This is a genomic window from Bacillus sp. SYZHCR11 (genome assembly GCF_057196865.1).
Genome location: NZ_JBXUND010000001.1, coordinates 241,664 through 265,489 on the forward strand (window position 1 = coordinate 241,664; position 23,826 = coordinate 265,489).

The 23,826-nt window shown below is 46.5% G+C and carries 22 protein-coding genes; 15 read left to right on the forward strand and 7 right to left on the reverse strand.

Annotated elements, in window-relative coordinates; translation table 11 throughout:
* Window positions 1-4 precede the first annotated feature (4 nt).
* Window positions 5-394 (reverse strand): tautomerase family protein, encoded by a 390-nt coding sequence (locus AC2CGA_RS01320; protein ID WP_025852442.1) that lies wholly within the window; start codon window positions 392-394, stop codon window positions 5-7.
* Window positions 395-595: 201 nt separating this feature from the next.
* Here AC2CGA_RS01320 and AC2CGA_RS01325 point away from each other — a divergent pair, with 201 nt between their 5' ends.
* The gene (locus AC2CGA_RS01325) at window positions 596-835 is read left to right on the forward strand and encodes a hypothetical protein (RefSeq protein ID WP_003153736.1); all 240 of its coding nucleotides are present in this window, start codon (window positions 596-598) and stop codon (window positions 833-835) included.
* A gap of 33 nt (window positions 836-868) precedes the next feature.
* On the opposite strand, the gene AC2CGA_RS01330 is transcribed toward AC2CGA_RS01325, so the two are convergent.
* On the reverse strand, window positions 869-1,333 hold the full coding sequence (locus AC2CGA_RS01330) for a hypothetical protein (RefSeq protein WP_014305207.1): 465 nt from the start codon (window positions 1,331-1,333) through the stop codon (window positions 869-871).
* Window positions 1,334-1,430: 97 nt separating this feature from the next.
* Here AC2CGA_RS01330 and rarD point away from each other — a divergent pair, with 97 nt between their 5' ends.
* The 4 genes from rarD (at window position 1,431) to bshB2 (ending at window position 3,703) form a co-directional block, all read left to right on the forward strand.
* Window positions 1,431-2,327 (forward strand): EamA family transporter RarD, encoded by an 897-nt coding sequence (gene rarD / locus AC2CGA_RS01335; RefSeq protein WP_003153740.1) that lies wholly within the window; start codon window positions 1,431-1,433, stop codon window positions 2,325-2,327.
* Between the two features lie 67 nt (window positions 2,328-2,394).
* A complete protein-coding gene (locus tag AC2CGA_RS01340; RefSeq protein WP_014305206.1) occupies window positions 2,395-2,673 on the forward strand; it encodes a hypothetical protein in 279 nt (92 codons plus the stop codon).
* Window positions 2,670-3,020 carry a YojF family protein gene (locus tag AC2CGA_RS01345; RefSeq protein WP_003153743.1) on the forward strand — a complete coding sequence of 117 codons (351 nt, stop codon included), beginning with the start codon at window positions 2,670-2,672 and terminating at the stop codon, window positions 3,018-3,020. Before AC2CGA_RS01340 ends, AC2CGA_RS01345 begins: the two co-directional genes overlap by 4 nt.
* Before the next feature lie 17 nt (window positions 3,021-3,037).
* The gene (bshB2, locus tag AC2CGA_RS01350; protein ID WP_003153744.1) at window positions 3,038-3,703 is read left to right on the forward strand and encodes a bacillithiol biosynthesis deacetylase BshB2; all 666 of its coding nucleotides are present in this window, start codon (window positions 3,038-3,040) and stop codon (window positions 3,701-3,703) included.
* Between the two features lie 26 nt (window positions 3,704-3,729).
* Here the strand turns inward: bshB2 and AC2CGA_RS01355 are convergent, their stop codons facing one another.
* Entirely contained in the window at window positions 3,730-4,578 is an 849-nt protein-coding gene (locus AC2CGA_RS01355; RefSeq protein ID WP_003153745.1) for an STAS domain-containing protein, read from the reverse strand.
* A gap of 13 nt (window positions 4,579-4,591) precedes the next feature.
* A complete protein-coding gene (locus AC2CGA_RS01360; protein WP_015388110.1) occupies window positions 4,592-5,953 on the reverse strand; it encodes an MATE family efflux transporter in 1,362 nt (453 codons plus the stop codon).
* A 276-nt stretch (window positions 5,954-6,229) separates the two neighbouring features.
* On the opposite strand from AC2CGA_RS01360, the gene cdaS reads away from it, so the two are divergent.
* From cdaS to AC2CGA_RS01405, 9 genes are all read left to right on the forward strand, one after another.
* Window positions 6,230-6,856 (forward strand): sporulation-specific diadenylate cyclase CdaS, encoded by a 627-nt coding sequence (gene cdaS, locus AC2CGA_RS01365; protein WP_014305204.1) that lies wholly within the window; start codon window positions 6,230-6,232, stop codon window positions 6,854-6,856.
* Window positions 6,857-6,974: 118 nt separating this feature from the next.
* The gene (locus AC2CGA_RS01370) at window positions 6,975-8,186 is read left to right on the forward strand and encodes a macrolide family glycosyltransferase (RefSeq protein ID WP_024085478.1); all 1,212 of its coding nucleotides are present in this window, start codon (window positions 6,975-6,977) and stop codon (window positions 8,184-8,186) included.
* Between the two features lie 319 nt (window positions 8,187-8,505).
* Window positions 8,506-9,747 carry a C40 family peptidase gene (locus AC2CGA_RS01375; protein ID WP_032857909.1) on the forward strand — a complete coding sequence of 414 codons (1,242 nt, stop codon included), beginning with the start codon at window positions 8,506-8,508 and terminating at the stop codon, window positions 9,745-9,747.
* Window positions 9,748-9,830: 83 nt separating this feature from the next.
* Window positions 9,831-10,421, forward strand: a complete 591-nt coding sequence (locus tag AC2CGA_RS01380) for a superoxide dismutase family protein (RefSeq protein ID WP_014305201.1) — start codon at window positions 9,831-9,833, stop codon at window positions 10,419-10,421.
* A gap of 77 nt (window positions 10,422-10,498) precedes the next feature.
* A complete protein-coding gene (locus AC2CGA_RS01385) occupies window positions 10,499-11,389 on the forward strand; it encodes an AAA family ATPase (RefSeq protein WP_003153758.1) in 891 nt (296 codons plus the stop codon).
* 10 nt (window positions 11,390-11,399) lie between these two features.
* Window positions 11,400-13,316: a vWA domain-containing protein gene (locus AC2CGA_RS01390; RefSeq protein WP_069473454.1), complete on the forward strand. Its 1,917-nt coding sequence runs from the start codon at window positions 11,400-11,402 to the stop codon at window positions 13,314-13,316.
* Between the two features lie 227 nt (window positions 13,317-13,543).
* The gene (gene sucA, locus AC2CGA_RS01395) at window positions 13,544-16,378 is read left to right on the forward strand and encodes a 2-oxoglutarate dehydrogenase E1 component (protein WP_057080765.1); all 2,835 of its coding nucleotides are present in this window, start codon (window positions 13,544-13,546) and stop codon (window positions 16,376-16,378) included.
* Between the two features lie 15 nt (window positions 16,379-16,393).
* Window positions 16,394-17,641 (forward strand): 2-oxoglutarate dehydrogenase complex dihydrolipoyllysine-residue succinyltransferase, encoded by a 1,248-nt coding sequence (gene odhB, locus AC2CGA_RS01400; protein ID WP_003153764.1) that lies wholly within the window; start codon window positions 16,394-16,396, stop codon window positions 17,639-17,641.
* A 72-nt stretch (window positions 17,642-17,713) separates the two neighbouring features.
* Window positions 17,714-18,460: an MBL fold metallo-hydrolase gene (locus AC2CGA_RS01405; protein ID WP_003153765.1), complete on the forward strand. Its 747-nt coding sequence runs from the start codon at window positions 17,714-17,716 to the stop codon at window positions 18,458-18,460.
* A 27-nt stretch (window positions 18,461-18,487) separates the two neighbouring features.
* Here AC2CGA_RS01405 and AC2CGA_RS01410 read toward each other — a convergent pair whose 3' ends face one another.
* A complete protein-coding gene (locus tag AC2CGA_RS01410; protein WP_057080762.1) occupies window positions 18,488-19,456 on the reverse strand; it encodes a bile acid:sodium symporter family transporter in 969 nt (322 codons plus the stop codon).
* A gap of 203 nt (window positions 19,457-19,659) precedes the next feature.
* On the opposite strand from AC2CGA_RS01410, the gene AC2CGA_RS01415 reads away from it, so the two are divergent.
* Window positions 19,660-20,997: a sodium-dependent transporter gene (locus tag AC2CGA_RS01415; RefSeq protein ID WP_003153770.1), complete on the forward strand. Its 1,338-nt coding sequence runs from the start codon at window positions 19,660-19,662 to the stop codon at window positions 20,995-20,997.
* Between the two features lie 40 nt (window positions 20,998-21,037).
* On the opposite strand, the gene AC2CGA_RS01420 is transcribed toward AC2CGA_RS01415, so the two are convergent.
* Together AC2CGA_RS01420 and AC2CGA_RS01425 are read right to left on the reverse strand one after the other, a co-directional pair.
* Window positions 21,038-21,883 carry a superoxide dismutase gene (locus AC2CGA_RS01420; RefSeq protein WP_044053335.1) on the reverse strand — a complete coding sequence of 282 codons (846 nt, stop codon included), beginning with the start codon at window positions 21,881-21,883 and terminating at the stop codon, window positions 21,038-21,040.
* Window positions 21,880-23,763, reverse strand: a complete 1,884-nt coding sequence (locus tag AC2CGA_RS01425) for a terpene cyclase/mutase family protein (protein WP_484480100.1) — start codon at window positions 23,761-23,763, stop codon at window positions 21,880-21,882. Before AC2CGA_RS01425 ends, AC2CGA_RS01420 begins: the two co-directional genes overlap by 4 nt.
* Between the last annotated feature and the right edge of the window lie 63 nt (window positions 23,764-23,826).

Sequence of the window (23,826 nt, forward strand, 5' to 3'; positions counted from 1 at the left end):
CCTTTTACAGTTTCCCGGTTAAAAACTGAGCCTCACCGAGCCCGAAGCTCCAATCGGCGTTCCCGTTTGCTGTAATGGAAATCATGACGTCCTCGGGTGATATGCCGCATTCTGTTTTAAGCTGATCAGCCATCAGTTGATATAACGTTTCTTTCTGATGTTCGGTGCGCGCTTTGCTGACAATGCTGATGATGACAAGATCTTTGCTTCTTTTGAAACCGAGCCCGGTATCTTCAATGATAAGCTCATGAGGCCGATGCTGGTGAACGATCTGATAACGGTCCGTTACTGGGACGTCAAAAGCTTTAACCATGGCGTAATGGGCGGTATCCAGTAATTTTTTTAATGCTGCGTCATCCCGGCCTTCAATAACGTCAAAACGAAGTAATGGCATATTTTATTCCCCCTGATGGTTTTATAATGTCGCAACTTGTAAAAAAAGTATAACAGTTAATCAAAATATAATCAAATTATAACCAAAATGTTTATATCTTAATGCAATATCAGAGAGAGGCACAAGTTGTTACAACCGCCCAATCAATTTCCTCATTTTATGAATACGCTTAAGAATAGGCAGACATAAAGGAGGAAAAACATGTACCCTCGTCATGCATTGTATCGCGGGAATTTCGGTCCTGCCGGATTTCCGGCGAGAAGTCCTTTTTTGTTCGGCGCTCCTTTATTCGGCGGATTTTTAGGCGGTCTTCTCGGAGGCGTGATTGCCACAGGTTTTACAAGACCCCGCTATCCGTACGGGTTTGCCGGTTACGGATACGGAGGCGTCCCATACGGCGGTTTCGGGCCGGGAGCCGGCGGTTATCCGCCATTTTATTAAGAAAAAACGGCCTGCATCGCGCGGGCCGTTTTTTTATCTTAAAATCTCCACTTCCGATAGATTGTAGTCTTCCTGTTTTGAAAACATAACTTCAATCATCCCGTCTTTATAGACTGCTTTTGTTCCTTTCCGTTTGACGAGGCTCGGAAGTACGATTTCTTTTTTTCCTTCTCCCAGGCTGCTGTTCTCTACAACGAGGCTGTGTGACGTATGCTTAATCCTGATACGGTCGAGTTCCTCTTGTTCGGCGGGAATTTTCGCAAAAACATGATCGGATGTTTCAAACAGGTCAATTTCCGGCTTGGGCGGTTCCGCTTCGACCGGATCGGTCTTTTTGGACATCGGGTCGCGAAAAGGGAACTGTCCGGCATAACCGGCGCCGAATACGCTTTCCATCACTCGGTTGACATATGTCTCGACATCTTTCGGATCAGCATTTTTAAACGTTTCTTTAGAGAACTGATTTTGGAAGGGAAAATATCTGTTCCAATCAAACACGGCATCTCACCCTTTCTTAACGGACAACATAGTATATGCCCGCCGGAAGCTTCCCGTGATATAATATAATCTGTTTACAGAAAGGAAGGGGAAGGCCGTGCAAGGGAATAACGTAAGAAAAGGAATCATTTATACCGCTTGTTCTTTCGTCATGTGGGGGCTGTTTCCGGTCTATTGGAAACTTCTTGAACAAATACCCGCATTGGACATTTTAGCTCACCGGATTTTATGGTCATTTGTTTTCATGTGTGTGCTTTTAACTGTGCTTAAGAAGTGGAAAACCGGATGGCGTGAACTGCGTCTTTTGAAATCGGAAGGGGGCCTGCTGGCGCTTTTTTTCGCTTCCGTTTTAATTTCCGTTAATTGGTTTGTGTACATATGGGCCGTCAATCACGGCTTTTTGCTTGAAGCAAGTCTCGGGTACTACATTAATCCGCTCGTTTCCGTTCTTTTGGGCATCCTATTCTTAAAAGAAAAGCTTAACAAGATGCAAACAGCAGCCGTTTCTATTGCCGGGGCGGCCGTGCTCATATCTGCGTTTCAATATGGCGCGGTTCCTTATATCGCATTGCTGCTTGCATTCAGCTTCGGTCTGTACGGCTTATGTAAAAAAAGAACCCGCATGTCCAGCACGATCGGACTGACGCTGGAGACGCTTTTGATTACCCCGGCTGCACTTATTTATTTAGGATATACAGCTGACGGGAGCACTTTTGGGTCCTTGGGGGCAGGAACATGGGCGCTCCTATTTTTCGCAGGCGTATTTACGGCCCTGCCGCTGTTATTGTTTGCAGAGGGGGCAAAGCGTCTGCCGCTGTATCAAGTCGGCATTTTGCAATATATAGCGCCGACCATCACCCTTATGCTTGGCGTATTTGTGTATCATGAACCGTTTTCCGGGCAAAAAGCGTTTACCTTCATTTGTATATGGGCAGCATTGCTTTTGTTTACCTTTTCACAGATAAAATGGAAGCGGCCGATAAAAAGCCGCTAAGCCTTTCGCTTTCCAGCGATAGCTTAAATTATGTATAATCATTACGAGTATGTAAAGGAGCTGTACAATGGGCACTGATAAAGACATAGTAAAAGCCTATCAGGCACTGTGGAATAACCGCACTCTCCCGGCTTCAACCCTTGAAGAAGCGGAGAAGGCGATTGATCTTGAACTGCTTGATCAAAGAACACATCCGAGGCTCCGGAAGTCACCCGAGGAAAAGTTTGCTCTGGCGGTGCAGCGAATTGTAGATTCCCGGCTGCGGCCGATTGAGAAATATGAATTGGTTGAACTACATACGAAGCGTTTGCAATTTTTAAAAGAAGAAAGAGGGGAGCAGCTATGAAAGCGATCATAAAAGAAGATGTGCAAACTTCTTTAGAGCGATATGCCGATCGTCCTGTATATATCCATTTGGAAACAACGACCGGTTCTTATTCAGCGCATCTGAATGAGAAAAATATGACGGTTGTAGCCTATATACGCAATGCAAAAGTGACGTACCATCAGGCGAAAATCAAAGGAAACGGCCCGTACCGCGTCGGTTTGAAAACAGAAGAGGGCTGGATTTACGCAGAAGGTTTGACTGAGTATACAGTAGATGAAGAAGACCGTTTGTTAATGGCGGGGCATCTGCCGGGCGGAAAATTGGCGATTTCGCTTCAAATCAGCGAAAAGCCGTTTACAGTTTAAAGAAAAGGGTGAAAATCATGAAAGAACATGTACTCGTCATCCTGCCTCACCCTGATGATGAATCATACGGAGTGGCAGGACTGATTGCTTTACACAGACAAAAAGATATTCCCGTTACGTATGCATGCGCAACGCTTGGCGAAATGGGCCGGAACATGGGAGATCCCTTTTTCGCGAACCGTGAAACACTGCCGCTGTTAAGAAAGCAAGAGCTGATTGACGCATGCAAAGCAATGGACATTACTGACCTGAGAATGCTCGGGCTTCGTGATAAAACACTTGAATTTGAAGATGACGAGTGGCTCGCGGATATGATGGAAGAGATTATCGACGATGTAAAACCGAGTCTGATTGTCACATTCTATCCGGAGCACGGCGTCCATCCGGATCATGATGCATGCGGCGAAGCGGTCATCAGAGCGCTTTACAGAAAGAAAAAAGAGGACCGCCCGCGCACGCTTTGCATGGCAATCACCCGCAACAGGGAGGAAGCCGTCGGCAAGCCTGATGTCATTCTTGATATTAAAGAGGTTGCCGATATTAAAATGAATGCCTTAAAAGCGCACCGCACCCAAACGGAAGGCATGCTGAGAGAGCTGGAAGAAAAATTAAAAAATAACGAGCCGGTTCTTCAGACATGGTTTGAAGAAGAAGTGTATTGGACATATCCGTGGAAAGACTGATAAAAAAGGGATAAGGCTGAAATGCCTTATCCCTTTTTTTGTGTCAGGTCGGAAGCGATCGCTTCCGCAAGCGAAGACCGTATTGATAAATTTGAAAAACTCAGTCCGAGCTGCACCGCGGTTTGGGCGATTTCAGGACGGATTCCGGATAACGTCGCTTTCACGCCGAGCATTCCGAGTGATTCAATTAAGGTGAAAAGCTGTTGGGCAACCATCGTATCAATCATGGCTACGCCTGATAAATCAATGTACAGCTGCGTGATGCGCTTCTCTGAACACTGGTGCAGCGTATTCTCCAAAATCATTTTGGCTCTTGCCGTGTCAATATCCCCGATCAGCGGCAGCAGTCCGACATTGTCAAAAAGCACAATTACCGGCGAGCTCAGCTCTGTAATCAATTCTTTTTGCGCTTCAAGCTGAATGTTTGTGTTTTTATACATTTCCTCTATGAAAATATGAATGACCACATCAAACGATTTAATCAGCGTATGGAATATATCTTCGGCATCTTCTTCTGTCACGGTGTCTGAATGAAGTCTGGTAAACTGCTTTACATGACCGACATACAAATCACGAACTCTGATAAACTCGCGAATGATGTAATGGATGGGAGTTTTTAAATGTTCTTTATCCCGTGCGGCTTCAAACGCCCACTTTTCCAATGCCGCTGTATATACTTCCTTCTCTTCAGAAAAAATCCGATTGAGTTGATAATTAAACGCCAGATTTTGTTTTTTCAGGTTTGTGAGAACAGCCGGGTCAGTAGAAGCATAAACAGAATCAGGATCCGTATCATGAAGGGTATCAAACCATGTCTGACTGATGTCCTCCGCCCGTTCGGTTAAATAATCGTACAGCAGTTTATGTTTTGGCATTGCTGCTCCTCCTTTATAAAATCATCATTTTTTTCACATAACGCTTTTGCAGCTTCATCAGTCTGAAGAATAAACCGACAGCTCCTGCGGCAAGTCCTGCAATTAACCCGATCCAGTAGCCGTATGCCCCGAGGCTCGTGTAAGTGCCGACTGCGTAACCGAGCGGAAGCCCGATAATCCAATACGAAACAAAAGCCGCACCGAGTGTATAGTTGACATCCTTATATCCTCTCAGGGCGCCTTGTATCGGAGCTGCTACGGCATCAGAAAGCTGGAAAAACAGCGCATAGATTAAAAAGTGCTGCGTCAACATGAGCACCTCCGGATCTGATGTATACATTCCGGCGATTTGCGGCCTGAACAGTAAAATGAAAGCCGCCGTGCATAAAGAAAAACAAAGGGCCATCACAATGCCGATATAGCTGTATGACCGGGCATCCCTGTAACGCTTTGCGCCTGCTTCAAAGCCGACTAAAATCGTCATGGCCATGGATACGCTGAGCGGCAGCATATACAAGAGAGAAGCAAAATTCATTGCCGCCTGGTGGGATGCAATCGTCACCGTCCGGAAATGGCTCATTAGAAGTGTGACAGCCGCAAAAATGCTCGTTTCAAAAAATACCGCAAAACCGATAGGCAAACCGATTTTCAAAAGTTTTCTGCATTCAGACGGAGAAAAACGGTACAGTTTCCGAAATACAGAGTACCCGGCAAACGGCTCAAATCTGAAGACGATAAAAAAGCTGACGGCGCAAATACACCAGTAAGTCAGGGCGGAAGCGAGCCCCGCACCGACTCCGCCCAATGCCGGCATGTTGAATTTCCCGAAAATAAATACATAATTTAAAACAAAATTAATAGGCAATGAGCAAAGCGTAATAAGCATCGTGACTCGCGTTTTGCCGAGTGCGTCAATGAACGAGCGCAAAACGGCGTACACAAACAAAGGAAAAATACCGAGGGATAAAAAGCCTAAAAAGTGTTTGGCGATCGTCCGGACACGAGGTTCCAGGCCCAAATGTCCCAAGATCATATCAACGGTGAAAAAGCCGACCAGGATAACCGCCGCACTGAGAATGGCCGCTACATAAACGGCCTGGATGACGGAAAACGGCACTTCCTTTTGTCTGCCGGCTCCAAACAGCTGCGAAACAACGGGCGTAACGGCCATTAATATTCCTGCAAGGCCCGTATACACCGGCGTCCACAGGCTTGAACCGATTGCAACACCGGCTAAATCGGCGGCGCTCACTTTCCCTGACATCACCGTGTCCAAAAAGGTGATCAGGGCAAGGCCCGCCTGTGTGATTAAAATCGGAATGAAGATATGTAACAGCTGTCTGACCTTTTGGCCGATCGTGTTCGTTTCTCTCAATTTAGGTTCCCCGTTTCTTTATTTTAACGAGAGAAATTATAACATTTTATGTATAAAAAGCAATGAAAGCCGGCCTACTCTTTTTTGTCCGGTTTCGGCTTTTTAAACATCTTGGCATAAATGAATGAAAGTGAAATGACCCCTAAAAAGGTGCAGATATATTGCATCAGCCGTGCGAATTCCATATGATGTCTCCTCCTTTCATGATTATGGTGTACACAGCGGCGCATATCCATGCGCGCGATGCAGAAAATAAAGGAAAGGAGATGATGTGACATGCGCCACACTCAAATGACGGAAAGCGCGTTTACGGCTGCCGTTCAAACGTACTTGAAACAAATTACCGAGGATGCCGGAATGATACTGCGGACATTGGATGAAAAAGACCAATGCCTTCTTTGCGAATTAGATGAACTGGGACATACGTTTCAGGAAATGCAGGCTGTCGCTTCGTCGTTTTACCTGCAGTCATATATCGAACATTTTACGCCTTCCTATACAGAGCTGGCGAGGGCCGTGCAGCATCTGGCGGAAGAAAAGCACGGAGCGCTGATTGTGATTGAACGTGCAGATCCGCTGGACGGAATGATACAAAAAGGGACCAGCCTGCATGCCGAGATCAGTTCAGCTTTAATTGAGAGTATTTTTTATCCCGGCAATCCGCTTCATGACGGAGCCGTATTGGTCAGAGAAAACCGGGTTGTATCAGCAGCCAATGTGCTTCCGCTCACAACAAAACATGTCGATCTCAAATACGGGACGCGCCACAGGGCCGCGATGGGACTTTCGGCCGTGACTGATGCACTCGTGCTCGTTGTTTCAGAAGAAACGGGAAAAATGTCTTTTGCTAAAGACGGCGGACTGTATCCGCTTGTTTCGCCGCGGGCGCTTCATACGAAATAATAAGAAAATGGGAATATTGTACCCATTTAATATTAATAAGGTGAACATCTTTACCTTTTTCTGTATTGGTGTTATCGTTTAAATATACATAAAATTTAAAAGAATAGGGAGTGGAAAGATGGCAAATGTATTGATGATCGGCTTTCCGGGAGAAGGCCATATCAATCCGTCTTTAGGCGTCGTAAAAGAACTGAAGGCAAAAGGGGAACATGTCGTATATTACGGCGTGAAGGAATATGAGCACAAAATCGCGTCAAGCGGAGCGGAATTCCGTGAATGTGAAGATTTCCGAAAAGATGAATTCGGAAAAAACGCAACGGGTGATGAACAGCGGGATGCTACCGAGTTTTTACTGTTAATGATTGAGACTTCCGAAAAAGCCGCACTCCGTATTCTTGAGGAAGTAAAAGATGAATCATACGACTACATCCTTTATGATCATCATTTTCTGGCAGGAAGGCTTGTGAGAAATAAGCTGAAACTGCCGGCATATTCACTTTGCACAACATTTGCAATGAATGAAGCATTTATTAAAGAAGTGTTTTCAAATACAAACCTTATATCAGAGGAATCATCTCATTATCCGGCCTATACCGAAGCGGTCAGCCGGCTTAATGAAGAATTCAGCGCAGACATTAAAACGCCGTATGATATTTTCTCAAATGACGGCAGAAAAACCATCGTATTTACTTCAAGAGCGTTTCAGCCGAAAGAAGAAGAGTTTGGCGATTCTTATCTCTTTGTCGGTCCGTCCATAACTGAAAGGCCGGCGGCTCAGGATTTCCCGTTTGACCAGCTTGAAGGAGAAAAAGTCCTGTTTATTTCAATGGGCACGATTTTTAACAATCAGAAGGAATTGTTTAATAAATGCTTAAAAGCGGTCAGGAACTTTAACGGAAAAGCCGTCATGTCAATCGGCAAACATCTTGATCCGGCGGAGCTTGATGAAATTCCTGAGAATGTTATTGTAAAGCCTTATGTTCCGCAGCTTGAGATCCTGAAGAGAGCGGACTTATTTATCACTCACGGCGGAATGAACAGTACGAGCGAAGGGCTTTACTACAAAACCCCGATGATCGTCATTCCGATGGGAGCAGATCAGTTCGCCGTCGGAAGCCAAGTGGAAAACACGGGCGCGGGCAAGATGTTTAAAAAAGAAGATGTAACAGCGGAACTGCTCACTGAAGCAATAAAAGAATTGAGCGAAAATCCTGAATATCAGACAAAAGCTTCTGAAATCGGAGAATCCCTGAAAGCGGCCGGCGGAGCACAGCGTGCAGCGGAATTGATAGCAGAAGACGTGAAAACTGCCGAGACCCGGGTTCTGTAATCAGCCGTCACCCGCTTCCTTTATAGGAAGCGGGCTTTTTTTTGTTTGTTTTTCGGGAGGATTTTCACGCCGTGAAGAGAATTGTATGAAAAACAGACAAGAAAGGTGGAATGTCGCGGAAAAAAGCCATGTTATGAAAATGATTCCAAAGTCTTTTGTGAAATGTTCTCAATTTATGTAAAATGTGTGGCATTGGTGATGATCTAAGACAAATGAATCGGAATTAATGTCGACTTCTGAATGAATCCTGCATAACAGGAGGCGTCCAAAGAAAAGGAACGTCCCTTTCAGCAATGATAAATAGGAGGTTTTTCGTTATATGAAGAAAAAAATCGCAGCCGGACTGGCTGTATCTGCAGTAATGACTTCAACCTTCGCCGTGCATCCCGCTGAAGCAAAAACCATTCAAGTAAAAAGCGGCGACTCTCTTTGGAAGCTTTCCCGGCAATATCATACAAGTATTTCAGCCCTGCAGGCGGAAAATAAACTGAAATCAACGATACTCCACCCAGGACAGCGGCTGCACATTCCCGACGGCAGCGGCACACATAAAACGGGGCAAAAAGGAAAACGAAACACTGGTGCTTACACAGTTACATACGGAGACTCATTATGGGTGATCGCTAAAAAATACCGAATGAGCGTTTCTGAACTGAGAAGCCTGAACCGTTTGAGTTCAGATGTCATCTATCCGGGCCAAAAACTGAAAATTAAAGGGTCTGCCGGCGGCACGGACGGAGGCGGCAGACAGACAAAGCCTGATAAAGGCGCATCAGGGACTTACACTGTGAAGCCGGGTGACTCGCTGTGGAAAATCGCCAATCAAACCGGCATCACCATCGCCGAACTGAAAAAGCTGAATCAATTAACATCAGACATGCTGTATCCGAATCAAGTATTAAAGATCAAAGGTTCTTCACATAACGGAAACAGCGGCACAAAACCGCCATCTCATTCAAACCCTTCTGAGAAGCCATCCACTTACAAAGTAAAAGCAGGCGATTCCCTCTGGAAAATTGCTAATCGGTTCGGCATCACCGCTCAGCTCATCAGAGAAAAAAATAAACTGACAACTGATGTGCTTCAAATCGGACAGGTTCTGTTGATTAACGGAACGGGAAAAACAGAAGATCCTGTGCGGCAGCCGGGTAACAAACCGGCAAAGCCAAACAAGCCAAATACTCCCGAACCTCCGGTGACAGGGTCAAAGATTGACAGAATGATAGGCGAGGCGAAAAAACATGTCGGCGTGCCTTACCGCTGGGGAGGCAATACGCCTGCGGGCTTCGATTGCAGCGGTTACATCTATTACCTTTTAAATAAGGTAAGCTCTGTTTCACGTCTGAGCACGGCTGGATATTGGAATACGATGAAACATATCAGCCAGCCGTCAGCAGGCGACTTTGTCTTCTTTACGACATATAAAGCGGGCCCTTCTCATATGGGAATGTATTTAGGCGGAGGAGATTTTATTCACGCAAGCTCCTCCGGGGTTGAAATTTCAAACTTAAGCAATCCATATTGGAAAAAAGCTTATTTAGGAGCGCGCAGTTATTTTTAAAAAAAAGCCTTTCGGGGCTTTTTTTGTTTACCATTTTCACGTTTTGACAAGACTGATGGGTAAAAAAATAAGGGGGAGGAAACATGAATCGTCTCTTGCTTTTTCTCATGCTCGCATCAATTACGCTTTGCGGCTGCGGGGCGAGACCCGCTCCTGTTCCGCCCAAAAAACATGGGGAAAGCCGCGCATTGGAAGCATCTGCATACCGTGAGCATGCCGGACTCATCAATCAAAACGGAAAAACGATCGGATATATCGAAGTGAGGGAATCTGATGATGAAGGATCAGACATTCATATATCAGCGGGACATCTGCCGCCCGGCGCTTCTCTCGGATTTCATATTTATGAAAAAGGGACATGTCAGGCACCTGATTTCGAATCAGCCGGCGGTCCGTTCAACCCTTTGAACAAAGAACACGGCTTCAACAATCCGATGGGTCATCACGCCGGAGATCTCCCCAATCTTGAAGTGGGGGCTGACGGTAAAGTGGATGTCATTATGAACGCGCCGCAAACTTCATTAAAAGAAGGGAGCAGACTCAGCCTGCTCGACCGGGACGGAAGCGCGTTCGTCATTCATGAACATACGGACGATTATTTAACAAACCCGAGCGGAAATTCCGGAGCCAGAATCGCCTGCGCTCCCCTGACAAAAAGCGCCCGCAGGGAATGAGCCCTTTTGTATTGAGTATACAAGGGCTTTTTTAGTATACTCGGTTATGGAATACAAATGGAAAGGAAACATCACCTATGACTTCAGAATTACAGCACCTATCACTTCCGGAAGATATACAAAACAAACTGCAGGCTTATCAAAATCATCCCGTTTCCCAAGAATTCCGGGATTTAATCGGATCATCAGGCTATGAGGCCGAAGATAAAGCGATTGTATTCGATGCCGTCATCGCTTTGACAATGGGAAAAAATATCTTATTAAAAGGACCGACGGGTTCGGGAAAAACAAAATTGGCGGAAACGCTTTCGAACTATTTTCATAAACCGATGCACAGCGTCAACTGCTCCGTAGACCTCGATGCAGAAGCGCTTGTCGGCTATAAAACGATTGAAAATGAACAGGGGCAGGCGACAATTGAATTCGTTCCCGGACCTGTAACAACCGCAATGAACGAGGGACATTTTTTATACATTGATGAAATCAATATGGCAAAGCCTGAAACCCTTCCGATTCTAAACGGCGTGCTTGATTACAGAAAAATGATGACAAATCCCTTTACAGGAGAAGTGATTAAGGCAAGCGAAGGATTCGGTGTTATCGCCGCGATTAATGAAGGCTACGTCGGCACCGTTCCGCTGAACGAAGCCCTTAAAAACCGTTTTGTCATCATTGATGTTCCGTATATTAAAGGAAGCCTCCTGAAACAGGTGCTGACCTCTCAGTCTGTCTTAAAAGATGAGAAATTAATTGAGCGCTTTATGACGCTGTCTTCTGATTTAATCGCACAAGCGCATAACGGACAAGTGTCAGAAGAAGCGGCGTCCATCAGGGCTCTCATTGATACGTGCGACTTGGCTGCATACATCCCGCCGAAACGGGCGATTGAAAGAGGCATCGTGGAAAAACTTGACGACGACAGGGAAAAAGCCGCTGTCAGAAATATTGCAGAAACGCTGTTCGAATGAGGGATATACAATGAAGTTTATCAAATTTAACGACAGCACGATTGATTCGTTTTTGTTCATGATGCTGACTGATCTGGCCAAAACACTGACCAGAAGCAGTGAAGTTGAAGTGGAATACGGCGTGCAGTCTTACTACAATCCCTTTGAAAAGAAAATTTACATGAGCCACTTTTGGAAAGACCGATCAGCCGGGGATATGGAAGCCGGCCTGAAAAGCGATGTGTATTTGCGCGCTGTCGGAACACGCAGCAGCTCATTTCGGGTATTTGCGGGGTTTTTAAATGACGTTCACCGGCACTTCACCCGCCAAAGCTTTGCCAAGCAGCTGTTTATGCTGCTTGAGGATATCAGAATTGAAGAGCTGATCAAAAAAGAACGGCCGGGAACGAAACGTGTTTTTCAGAAGCGGAGAGAGATGTACAGGAAATATTTCACGACGCAGCTGACATTGAATTTAGAACGGAGCATTTTCACCGACGCTTTGTATTGCGCGATGTTTGTCAAGCTGACGGCTGAGTCTCCGCTAGAAGGCATTCCTTCCATGCATGAAAATATTGATATGATGATACCGTATATTGAACGTCAGCTCATCCGGGTGTATGAGGCGGATTCTACGGAACAAATCGCAACAATAACGGAAGACCTCATGGAAGGCCTTGATGAAGTGCTTGAGAAAGATATGCTGAACACATACTTTTTTCTGCCGGAACTTGATTACGAAAAAGCGGCTGAAGAGCCTTTATTCGAAAGCGTAAAAAAAGCGCCTTCGTTAAGTGACGATCTCACGCTCCCTGAGTCTTCCGACGGAGATGAAGAAATCCTTGAAGAGAAAATGAATACGTGGCACCGGGAAACCGAAGCGCCGTCAAAAAGCTTCCTTCAATTTGATATTGAGCACGGCGCGAAATCAGATCTTGGGAAAGACGCGGCCAGAGAAGGCGATGACGGTGACCAGGCGCTCGGCTCCGTTCAAGGTTCCGCACGTCAGACGAAAAGAGAGGATTACTCCAAACTGGAAGCGCTTGAATCCATTCAGGATGAACATGAGGGCGCCGGGCTGGCTGACGGAAAAGAAAACAAATTTGCCTTCCCGGTTTATCAAACGCCTCATCAAGCGTCTCCTGAAGAGGAGCAGTCTTATAAAGAACAGGCAAAAACGATAGAATCATATCAAAAACGCCTGAAGCAGATGATACAAAAAACACTTGAGCACAAAAAAACGCTCCCGCGGACCGACCTTCACGCAGGCCGGCTGAATCGCAAACTGATCCGCTATTTTACGGAACGGAACCCGCGCCTTTTCTATAAAAAGCAGGACCCGTCTTCAGACATTGACGCCGTTTTTACATTGCTTGTCGACTGTTCGGCCAGCATGTTCGACAAAATGGATGAAACAAAAAGAGGGATCGTTCTTTTTCATGAGGCCTTGAAATCAGTGTCCGTACCGCATCAAATCGTCGGATTTTGGGAGGATACAAACGAAGCGACCGAAACGAGCCAGCCGAATTTCTTCAATACCGTCATTCCGTTTGAAGAGTCCCTGCTGCAGGCGGCGGGTCCGCTGATCATGCAGCTTGCGCCCGAAGAAGATAACAGAGACGGATACGCCATCAGACAAATGACGAAACAGCTGATGCGGCGGAGTGAGGCGCAAAAATTTTTAATCGTGTTTTCAGACGGAGAGCCGGCAGCATTCGGATACGAACAAAACGGCATCGTCGATACGAGCGAGGCTGTCATCGAAGCGAGAAAAAAAGGGATAGAAGTCATAAATGTTTTTCTGTCCAATACTGCGATAGAAGAATCCCAGATGAAAACCATTCAGGATATGTACGGAAAGTACAGTATTTTTGTTCCGGATGTCGATCAGCTGCCCGATGTGCTGTATCCGCTCTTGAAAAAACTGCTTCATAAAAGCATAGGATAGGCTTTTTCCTATGCTTTTTCGCTTTTTATTTTAAAATGATTTAATTTTTTCGGTATTGATCTGTTTTTTTTACTATTTTGTGAACAATCAAGGTAGAATCCAAACGCAATCAGTGGTAAAATATCCTTGGAAGCGTTTTTATTACATAATTTTGGGCACAGCGTTCAAAAGTTATTTCAAGATAGTGAATTGATCACTTGATTATCTAGGTTGGGGGTAATATTCAAATGTTTCAAAATAATATGAAACAAAGAATGAATTGGGAAGATTTTTACGGACCGAACCTCGGCTACGCACTGGAGCTGTACGACCAATATGCTGAAGATCCAGACAGCATTGATCCGGATCTGAAAGACATGTTTGACGAACTCGGCGCTCCGCCAAGCCAAATAAAAGAGGCATCGGAAACAAAGGAACAGGGACGCGTCACCGCAGATCTGATTCAAAAGATCGCAGCAGCAGTTAAACTTGCAGAAGATATTCGAACCTATGGCCATCTGAACGCTTCCGTCAATCCGCTCAGAAAGGATCCGAAAAAGAGCGAGCTCTTTCCGTTATCCGAGTACGGGCTTACAGAAGAAGAAATGAAAGCAATACCCGCGTCTGTCATCTGTAAAGACGCACCTGCCAATATAACAAACGGCTTAGAAGCCATCCAGCATTTACGCAATACCTATAAAAGAACCATCTCTTTCGAGTTTGACCATGTGCATGATTTCGAAGAGCGCGCATGGATTACAAAAATGGTCGAATCCGGCGAACTGTTCCGGAAAAATTCACCGGAAAAACTGTCAGCCGTTTTAGAAAGACTGACGGAAGTAGAAGGATTTGAACAATTTTTACACCGGACATTCGTCGGTCAGAAGCGTTTCTCAATTGAGGGATTAGACGCGCTTGTGCCGGTTCTTGACGACATTATCGCCCAGTCTGTGAAGGCGGGCACAACCAATGTCAATATCGGGATGGCGCACAGAGGCCGTTTAAATGTGCTTGCGCATGTGCTCGGCAAACCGTATGAGATTATTTTCTCAGAATTCCAGCACGCGCCGAATAAAGACCTTGTGCCGTCTGAAGGATCGACCGGCATCAGCTACGGCTGGACGGGCGATGTTAAATACCACCTCGGTGCAGACAGACAGCTTCAGGATGCTGAAACCAAAAGCGCGCGGATTACGCTTGCAAATAACCCGAGCCACTTGGAATTCATCAATCCGATTGTGGAAGGAAGCACGCGGGCGGCACAGGAAACAAGAACGCAAAAGGGGTACCCGGTTCAAGACGAAACAAAATCGCTCGCCATTTTAATTCACGGTGACGCAGCGTTCCCGGGAGAAGGCATTGTCGCCGAGACGCTGAACTTAAGCTCACTGAAAGGCTATCAGGTGGGCGGGGCCATTCATATCATCGCCAATAATATGATCGGCTTTACAACTGAAAGCGATGAATCACGATCCACAAAATATGCCAGTGATTTGGCGAAGGGCTATGAAATTCCGATCGTTCACGTCAACGCGGATGATCCGGAAGCATGCCTGTCAGCCGTTAAATTTGCGGTTGAATACCGGAAGCGGTTCAATAAAGATTTCTTAATCGATTTAATCGGGTACAGACGATACGGCCACAATGAAATGGATGAGCCGTCAACGACACAGCCGATGCTGTATGATGCCGTCAGAAAACACCCGACTGTCAAGCGGATCTTTGCGGAAAAACTCGTAAGTGAAGGACTGATCAGCGAGGAAAAAGCGCAAAACATCGAAACGGCAGTGACAAAAAGAATTGAAGACGCCTATAAAAAGGTGCCCGCCAAAAAAGAAGACGCCGTACGGGAAATTGAATTGCCGGAGCCTGTGTCCAACGGTTTTCCAGACGTTGACACAGCCATTGATTTTGATGTTCTCCGCAAGCTGAACGGCGAACTTATCAACTGGCCGGAATCCTTTAACGTGTTCGGCAAGCTGAAAAGAATCCTGGAAAGACGTGCAAAAGCGTTTGATGATGACCGTAAAGTTGAATGGTCATTGGCTGAATCGCTTGCGTTTGCTTCCATTTTGAAAGACGGCACGCCGATCCGGCTGACCGGGCAGGATTCAGAGCGCGGAACGTTCGCTCAAAGAAACCTTGTGCTGCATGACAGCGAAACAGGAGAAGAATTTGTTGCTCTCCATCACTTAGACGACTGCGCTTCTTCATTTACGGTGCATAACAGCCCGCTCTCTGAAGGATCGGTTCTCGGCTTTGAATATGGATACAACGTGTATTCGCCTGAAACGCTTGTGTTGTGGGAGGCGCAGTACGGGGACTTTGCCAATGCGGCTCAAGTCTATTTTGATCAATTCATATCTGCAGGACGGGCAAAATGGGGACAAAAATCAGGGCTGGTCATGCTGCTGCCTCACGGTTACGAAGGACAGGGCCCTGAACACTCCAGCGGCCGCGTCGAGCGGTTCCTGCAGCTGGCGGCGGAAAACAACTGGACGGTGGCCAACCTGACAAGTGCGGCTCAGTATTTCCACATTTTAAGAAGACAAGCGAAAATGCTGCTTCGTGAGGAAATCCGCCCGCTTGTGATCATGACGCCGAAGAGCCTGCTGCGCAACCCGAATACGGTATCTGAAGTGCAGGAACTGAGCGAAAGCCGATTCAAGCCTGTCTATGAGCAGTCCGGTCTTTCCCATGCTTACGAAAAAGTGACTCGCGTCGTATTATCAAGCGGAAAAGTGTCAATTGATATCAGCGATCACTTCAACAAAATGGAAGGCGATAAGGATTGGCTTCATATTGCCAGAATCGAACAGCTGTATCCGTTCCCGGCAAAAGATACGAAGGAGCTTTTCGCCAAACTGCCGAACCTGCAAGAGATCGTTTGGGTTCAGGAAGAGCCGCAGAACATGGGGGCATGGAGTTATATCAGCCCGTATCTGACGGAAATTGCGCCAAAAGGAGTAAATGTCCAATACATCGGCCGAAGAAGACGATCCAGTCCCGCAGAAGGAGATCCGACAGTCCACAAAAAAGAACAGGAACGCATTGTATCTGATAGCTTGACTCGCAAAAACTAAGGGGGAAATGTAAAAATGGCGGAAATTAAGGTACCTGAATTAGCAGAATCAATCTCAGAAGGAACGATAGCCCAATGGTTAAAGCAGCCCGGTGATTATGTAGAACAGGGTGAGTACTTGCTTGAACTGGAGACGGACAAAGTAAATGTTGAATTGACAGCAGAAGAATCGGGTGTTCTAAAAGAGGTATTGAAAGATTCGGGTGATACCGTCCAAGTAGGAGAAATTATCGGTACCATTACAGAAGGCGCTGGCGAAAGTTCTGCACCCGCCCCTTCAGAAAGTGCTCCAGCCAATGAACAAACGAAAGAGGAAGCAAAAGCTGAACCTGCTGCACAAGAAGTCAGCCAGGAAGCACAATCAGAAGCGAAATCCAGAACGGTAGCGTCTCCGGCTGCACGCAAGCTGGCAAGGGAAAAAGGGATTGATCTATCACAAATTCCGACGGGGGACCCGCTTGGCCGCGTGCGCAAACAAGATGTGGAAGCTTATGAAAAACCGGCTTCAAAACCTGCGGCACAGCCGAAACAGCAGGCTCAAAAAACACAGCAAAGCTTTGACAAACCTGTCGAAGTGCAAAAAATGTCCCGCCGCAGACAGACGATCGCGAAACGATTGGTTGAAGTGCAGCAGACTTCTGCGATGCTGACTACATTTAACGAAGTTGACATGACGGCCGTTATGAATCTAAGAAAACGCCGTAAAGACCAATTCCTTGAGCAAAACGATGTAAAACTCGGTTTCATGTCGTTCTTTACAAAAGCCGTCGTGGCTGCATTGAAAAAATTCCCGCTCCTTAACGCTGAAATTCAAGGCGATGAGCTGATCGTGAAAAAATTCTATGACATCGGTATCGCTGTCGCGGCTGAAGAAGGGCTTGTCGTTCCAGTCGTACGTGACGCTGACCGCCTGACGTTTGCCGGCATTGAAAGAGAGATCGGCGAACTTGCGAAGAAAGCGCGAAACAATAAATTAACATTAGGTGAGCTGCAAGGAGGCTCCTTCACGATCACAAACGGAGGTACATTCGGATCGCTTATGTCAACACCGATCCTAAACAGCCCTCAGGTCGGGATCTTAGGTATGCACAAAATTCAGCTGCGCCCAGTAGCAATTGATGCGGAGCGCTCTGAAAACCGTCCGATGATGTACATCGCTTTATCATATGATCACAGAATTGTAGATGGTAAAGAAGCGGTCGGGTTCCTTGTCACCATTAAAAACCTGCTTGAAGATCCGGAACAGCTGCTGCTGGAAGGATAATTTGAAACAGACAAAAAGTACACTGCCCTTACAAGCAGTGTACTTTTTTATTGAGCGAAGGGGAGAATTTATATGAAAAGCTGTTATCCGCTTGAGATCGAATTTGAATATAATGAAGAATTGCATTCTATCACTCCGGTTCTTCTGCAAGACGAACATGACACGATATTAATAGACTGCGGATATCCCGGTTTTACAAACCATCTTCAACATGCTGCTGCCCGGCATGGAATGTCGCTTCATTCATTGACAAAAATCATTGTAACGCATCACGACATAGACCATATCGGCTCACTCGCTGCATTACATCGTTTGCACCCGGATATCAGCGTGACAGTACATGAGCGTGAAGCGCCGTATATTGACGGCTCTAAAAAATCTTTACGGCTTGAGCAGGCTGAATCAACGTTTAGTTCATTGCCAGAGGATGCAAAGCCTTATGCAAAACAGTTCATTTGCTCGCTTCAATCAGTCGAATCGGCTCCAGTTCACCGGACAGTTACTGACGGTGAGCTGCTGCCTTGGTGCGGAGGCATTCGCGTTGTAGCCACGCCGGGTCATACACCCGGCCATATCAGTCTTTATCTGCCTGCCGAAAAAACAATGATCACAGGTGATGCGGTCGTCATTGAAGACGGAAAGCTGAAACTTGCTAATCCTGACTATACGTTACATATGGATGATGCGGTCCGATCTGTGCAGCGGCTGCTTGATTACGATATCCGCCAATTGATTTGTTATCATGGAGGTTTATTTCAGGGGGATGTAAAAAAAGCGCTTTTGCGCCTGTTTCGTGATCTGCAGAATAATCAAGGATAGGAGCGGCGGCAGCCTATCCTTGTTCAGTTATGAAAACGGAATCTTTGCCGTTTCTTCTTCGGCGCTGTTTTTCTCTTTTTTCTTAGACCAGTAGGTGGCAAGAACAGACCCCGACAGATTGTGCCATATGCTGAAAATTGCGCTCGGCACGGCTGACAAAGGGGAGAAATGCGCTGTCGCAAGCGCTGCGCCCAGTCCGGAGTTTTGCATTCCGACTTCTATCGCAATCGCTTTTTGTGAAGCATAATCCATTCTGAACAGCTTTGCAGTCAGGAATCCTAACAAATATCCGATTCCGTTATGTAAGATGACGACAGACACAATCAGCAGTCCGGATTGAAGCAGATGCTCACGATTTACGCTGACGACAGAGGATACAATCGCTACGATGCCGATTACCGATACGAGAGGAAGTGCGTGCACGGCTTGTCCGACCTGTTTTTTGAAGAACAGCTTCACAATCACCCCGAGGACGATCGGCAAAAGCACGGCTTGCATAATGGAAACAAACAGTGAACCGAAAGAAACGGGAAGCCACTCTTTCGCAAACAGCATAATAAGTGCCGGCGTTACAATAGGAGCAAGCAATGTTGAGATCGTGGTGACCGCAACAGAAAGCGCCGTATTGCCTTTCGCCAAAAACGTCATGACATTTGATGCCGTACCGCCCGGACAGCATCCGACCAGAATGACGCCCGCGGCGAGTTCTGCGGGGAGGCGGAGCCCGACTGATAAACAGAAAGCCGCAAGCGGCATAATCGTAAACTGGGCAGCGACTCCGATCACGACATGCCAAGGCTTTCTGATTAATTCTTTAAAATCGTCTGCTTGAAGAGTAAGCCCCATCCCAAACATAATAATACCAAGGAAAATCGTCATATAAGAACTGATCCAAGAAAACAAATCAGGGCAGGCGAATCCCAAACCGGCAAAGACGATAACCCACAAGCCAAAGGTTTGGCCCGCAAACCCGCTTATTTTTTTCAGCCATTCCATAAACACAGCTCCTTTTACATCCAATCAATCAGTCAGAAAATATGACTGACTTTTCTGTACTCCATTATAAATAATATTCTGAATAATTCAATATTAAATATAAGTTTTCGATAAAATTATTATGTAAACTAATATCTTCTTGACTATTCAGACATATATTCTTACAATTGATTTTTATACTGAAATGAATTGGGAGTGCTGAAGTGAAAGAAGCTAATCAATGGTCATCTAAGCTGGGATTTATTTTAGCTACGGCCGGCTCTGCAATCGGGCTCGGCGCAATATGGAAGTTCCCTTACGTAGCGGGAACCAGCGGAGGCGGCGCTTTTCTGCTTGTTTTTATTTTATTTACTGTTTTAATCGGACTGCCGCTTTTGCTTGCTGAATTTATTATCGGCAGAAAAACACAAAAAAACGCCGTTGAATCCTATAAGGCGCTGGCGCCGGGGAAAAAGTGGCACTGGATCGGATATCTCGGAATCATTACGTGTTTTATTCTATTATCCTTCTACAGCGTAGTGGGGGGATGGATATTAATCTACATTATAAAAGGCTTTACAGGCGGTTTAACGCTTTCTTCGGGATTTGATACGTTATTTATCGATACCATTTCAAACCCTTATGCAGCGGTTTTCGGTCAGCTGCTGTTTATCGTGCTGACGATTTTAGTTGTGGCAAAAGGGGTGAGCAGCGGCATCGAAAAGGTAAGCCAGGTGCTGATGCCGGCTCTGTTTATTCTGTTTATTCTTTTAATGATCCGCTCCGTTACGCTGCATGATGCAGCGAAGGGATTAAAATTCTTCTTCATGCCTGATTTTGGCGCGATGGATGCCAATACCATTTTATATGCGATGGGTCAATCATTTTTCTCGTTAAGCGTCGGAGTGTCCGTAATGGTTACATACAGCGCATATTTAGAAAAAGAAGAAAATATTGTTCAATCCGCCGTATCGGTGACGGTATTAAATGTCCTTGTTGCCGTGATGGCGGGAGTGGCGATTTTTCCGGCGGTATTTGCATTCGGTCTCAAGCCGGATCAAGGTCCGCAGCTTTTATTTAACGTGCTGCCGACCGTCTTTAACCAAATGCCGTTGGGCATCGTGTTTTTACTCGCCTTTTTGCTGCTGTTTTTATTTGCGACGCTGACATCGGCTTTTTCAATGCTTGAAATTTTAGTTGCTGTTTTGTCAAAAGGCGATTCGGCAAAACGGAAGCGGTATGCATGGATCGGGGGACTTGCTATATTTATTGTCGGGGTCCCTTCGGCGCTGTCGTACGGCATTTTGAGTGATGTTTCTATTTTTCACCGCAGTATTTTTGACGCTGCGGATTTTCTGGTCAGCAATGTCTTAATGCCGTTGGGCGCGCTTTTAATTGCCGTGTTCGTACCGCTGAAAATTCCGAAACAGATGCTGTTTGACGAACTGAAAAGCGGTTCCGGTATAAAACGAAAATGGTTTGCAGTCTGGCTCCTATTAATCCGTTATGTGGCTCCTGTAGCCATTATTATCGTTTTTCTGCACGTGCTTGGTATTTTTTAGACCAAAAGAAGCAGGCCCCCGTTCAAGACGGGGGCCTTTTTTAATAAAGCGGCCACATCACGCGGTGCGCTTGCTCGAACCGTTTCTCCGCCTCCCGCCAATCAACGACATTCCACCATTGATCCACGTAAGCCGCGCGGTCGTTTTTATATTGTAAATAATAGGCGTGTTCCCATACATCCAGCGGAAGCAAAGGAATGACGTCCCATTGGCTGTAGAGCTGATGCTTCTCAGCGGCCAAAATCTCCAGCCGCCCGGAGCGCGGCGCCCAGACAAGGATAGCCCAGCCGACTCCTTCGACTTTTTTTGCTGCTTGAGAAAATTGCTCTTTAAAAGCGGAATAGCTTCCGAATGACACATCAATCATTTGAAAGAGCGCACCCGTCGGCCGTCTTTTTCCGTTTGGATTCATGGAAAACCAAAAAATACTGTGCAAATAATGGCCGGCACCGTGAAACGCCAATTGCCGCTCCCAATGCGCCACTAAGTCGTACTGTTTCGTTTGTCTCGCTTTTTTGAGCTCCAGTTCTGCTTTATTCAGACCGTCAACATAGCTCTGATGGTGTTTAGTATGGTGGAGTTTCATAATCTCTCTTGAAATATACGGTTCCAGTGCGGAATAACTGTATGGCAGTTTAGGGAGGACATGCTTGCCGATCGGCACATAGGCTCTGCGCTCATCCGGCTCTTCCGGTTCGGTAATGTCCCGGTAAAGTGCTGATGCCTGTTCGTACCATTCCGCCTCCGTTAATCCATCATCCTGAAGGGTGTGAAAAATCCGGTCGATTTGTGCCGCGAAGCGATCGAACCGACCTTGCTGTATGACTTGTTCCTTCAAGGTTTCACACCAATTCAGCATTTCGGTTTGATAAGCGTGCCGTTTCATTTTTCTTCCTCCTTTTCACTCACTTTCATAAAAGTGCTGAGCGCAAGCAAAGAAAACACATACGGGTAGCTGTGATACCTGATGTAAAACTGTTTCGGCAGGCCGATTCCGGTCGGATAGCTGAAAGCGTCTCCTTCGTAATGCCGGTTTTCAATAAGAAAAGATATGCCTTTTGTGACGGCTTGATGATGAGGTTTTTCGTATTGCAGCAAAGCTTCGGCCGCCCAAGCCGTCTGTACAAGCGTCCCGTAAGAAAGCGGAACATAGGTTTTGACTTCTGCGCTTTTACAGGATTCTCCCCAGCTTCCGTCCTCGTTTTGAATGGACTTCAGCCAGCGGATCGCTTTTTTCACGGCCGGGTGGTTTTGGCTCACGCCGCAAGCCTTCATCCCTGTCAGCGCTGCCCATGTGCCGTAAATATAGCAGACACCCCATCTGCCGTACCACGATCCGTCCTCTTCTTGATGGCGGATCAGCCATTGGACGGCCTTTTCAATCTGAGGGTGATCAGGAGAAAGCCCCGCTTCTCCTAAACAGTGCAGCACCCGTCCGGTTAAGTCGCTTGTTGAAGGATCGATGGCAGCTTCCTCAGCCGATTCCAGCGGCAGCAGGCGGACCAGCGGATGATTGACATTTTTCTCAAAAGCAGAGAAGCCGCCGTCACTGTTTTGCATGGACAAAAGCCAGCTCAGTCCGCGTTCCCATGAGGCGGGATAACGTTTTCGCGGGATGGCTTTGAGCACTGCGGCTGTGTCATCACAATCAGGATTATTTGTATTAATGTTTGAAAAACCCCATCCTCCCGGTTCAGCATGCGGGTTGTGAACGGCCCAATCAGCGACTTTCGTCTGCTGCCGTTCACGCAGAAACCGGGCGGCTCCGGTTATCATTTGATCGTTATCTGAGATGCCGCTTTTCATAAGCGCATAGCTGAGAAGCGCCGTATCCCAAACGGTCGACGTTGAATTTTCCAGGTACGGTATATCGCTGCAAGACGTGAGCAAAGCTTTCGTGCCGGCAAGCGCTTTTCTGATAACGGGGGAGTGGCGCGATACACCGAGAGCGAGCAGGCCGTACACCATAAAAATAGTGGCACTCGCATAGCTGTATAATGTGCCGTCTTCTTCAATCCGGTCAAGCATATACGTTTTGGCCGTACGCAGACCGAGCTGGTGAAAAGCGGCAGGAATCTGCAAAAGCCGCTTCCAGTGCGCGAAAAGAGAAGAGAGGTCTCTGTTCTCATCATGATCGGAACGAAGCCATGTAAACGGATTTTTAGTCATATGCCGATCTAAATGCGCGAGAGACGGAACATTGGGATTTTTCAGCGAAAATCTTTTGTTAAGCGTCACGGCCATCGGTACGAAATGAATACGAGCGTATGTACTGAACTGGTAAAAATGCAGCGGGAAGGATGGGGGAATGACTAAGAAAGATAATGGCAGATGCAGCGCGGGCCATGGGTAAAGGCCGTTTGCCGCAAGCATCCACTTTGTCATGAAGTGTACGTTGCGCAAGCCGCCATTTGAGATGATACAGCGTTCAGCCTGAATCATATGCGCCTCAGAACGGCTATATAAACCGGAAGCCAGCAAGCCGGCATAGCCCTGTACAGTAGCGGTCACATTTCCTTTCCGGTCATCAGGATAGTTGGCAAAAGTTCCGTCCGGGCGCTGTTTAGCGCGAATGCCTTCTGCAAGCTCAGCGATCAGTTCTTTATCATTGTCTCCAAGAGAAGTGAGAAGGAGGATCAGAAAGGCGTTTGTCAAAATCGGACCTTCAAAACAAAATGACCATGAGCCGTCCGCATTTTGCGTTTCTCTTAATAGGGAGATGGTTTTCTTTTGGCGGCTTCTGACGTTTTCATGAATTGTGCTCACACTCGCTCAACTCCTTCAGAAGCATATATATTCATATGTAAAAGGCGGCATGACAAAAGAAAG

Excerpts from the sequence above, each read along its gene's own strand:
- AC2CGA_RS01320 (WP_025852442.1), bottom strand. The coding sequence starts at position 394 with ATGCCATTACTTCGTTTTGACGTTATTGAAGGCCGGGATGACGCAGCA.
- AC2CGA_RS01325 (WP_003153736.1), top strand. The coding sequence starts at position 596 with ATGTACCCTCGTCATGCATTGTATCGCGGGAATTTCGGTCCTGCCGGA.
- AC2CGA_RS01340 (WP_014305206.1), top strand. The coding sequence starts at position 2,395 with ATGGGCACTGATAAAGACATAGTAAAAGCCTATCAGGCACTGTGGAAT.
- AC2CGA_RS01345 (WP_003153743.1), top strand. The coding sequence starts at position 2,670 with ATGAAAGCGATCATAAAAGAAGATGTGCAAACTTCTTTAGAGCGATAT.
- bshB2 (WP_003153744.1), top strand. The coding sequence starts at position 3,038 with ATGAAAGAACATGTACTCGTCATCCTGCCTCACCCTGATGATGAATCA.
- AC2CGA_RS01355 (WP_003153745.1), bottom strand. The coding sequence starts at position 4,578 with ATGCCAAAACATAAACTGCTGTACGATTATTTAACCGAACGGGCGGAG.
- cdaS (WP_014305204.1), top strand. The coding sequence starts at position 6,230 with ATGCGCCACACTCAAATGACGGAAAGCGCGTTTACGGCTGCCGTTCAA.
- AC2CGA_RS01370 (WP_024085478.1), top strand. The coding sequence starts at position 6,975 with ATGGCAAATGTATTGATGATCGGCTTTCCGGGAGAAGGCCATATCAAT.
- AC2CGA_RS01375 (WP_032857909.1), top strand. The coding sequence starts at position 8,506 with ATGAAGAAAAAAATCGCAGCCGGACTGGCTGTATCTGCAGTAATGACT.
- AC2CGA_RS01380 (WP_014305201.1), top strand. The coding sequence starts at position 9,831 with ATGAATCGTCTCTTGCTTTTTCTCATGCTCGCATCAATTACGCTTTGC.
- AC2CGA_RS01385 (WP_003153758.1), top strand. The coding sequence starts at position 10,499 with ATGACTTCAGAATTACAGCACCTATCACTTCCGGAAGATATACAAAAC.
- AC2CGA_RS01390 (WP_069473454.1), top strand. The coding sequence starts at position 11,400 with ATGAAGTTTATCAAATTTAACGACAGCACGATTGATTCGTTTTTGTTC.
- sucA (WP_057080765.1), top strand. The coding sequence starts at position 13,544 with ATGTTTCAAAATAATATGAAACAAAGAATGAATTGGGAAGATTTTTAC.
- odhB (WP_003153764.1), top strand. The coding sequence starts at position 16,394 with ATGGCGGAAATTAAGGTACCTGAATTAGCAGAATCAATCTCAGAAGGA.
- AC2CGA_RS01405 (WP_003153765.1), top strand. The coding sequence starts at position 17,714 with ATGAAAAGCTGTTATCCGCTTGAGATCGAATTTGAATATAATGAAGAA.
- AC2CGA_RS01410 (WP_057080762.1), bottom strand. The coding sequence starts at position 19,456 with ATGGAATGGCTGAAAAAAATAAGCGGGTTTGCGGGCCAAACCTTTGGC.
- AC2CGA_RS01420 (WP_044053335.1), bottom strand. The coding sequence starts at position 21,883 with ATGAAACGGCACGCTTATCAAACCGAAATGCTGAATTGGTGTGAAACC.